Origin of the sequence: Romboutsia sp. 13368 (assembly GCF_018336475.1) — a bacterium.
Taxonomy (GTDB): Bacteria; Bacillota; Clostridia; order Peptostreptococcales; family Peptostreptococcaceae; genus Romboutsia.
This window is the reverse complement of sequence record NZ_CP048741.1, coordinates 698,460-698,804: the sequence shown is the minus strand read 5'-3', so window position 1 is coordinate 698,804 and position 345 is coordinate 698,460. Positions and strand designations below refer to the sequence as shown.

1 protein-coding gene is annotated in these 345 nt (G+C 27.5%); it reads right to left on the bottom strand.

Annotated features, from left to right (window positions below):
* A partial coding sequence (locus G3997_RS02775; protein ID WP_296647739.1) for a L,D-transpeptidase occupies positions 1-345 on the bottom strand: 345 nt, incomplete at its 5' end.

Below are 345 nucleotides of genomic sequence, written 5' to 3'. Positions count from 1 at the left end.
TTAATGTATTATTATAGTTGTACTATCTAGTATATTTTCATATATCCATTTTGCATTATTTGTTTCTAACCTTATACATCCATGACTAAGTTCTTGTCCAAGCCTTGCATCTTTTATATATTTTCCAGTTGACTCATATAATATAGAGTGATAATAATAACCATCCTTTATCCTAGTTGCATACTTTACTGAATATTCGTTAGTTCCAAAAGATGGCTTTCTACCATTTATATAAAATCTCCCTTTTATAGTTGGTGTTGAAGGTTTTCCTACCGTAGATTTCCACTTATAAAGTTGAATCCATACATCTTTGTCCTTTTTAAAGATATAAGTATATTTATTTTT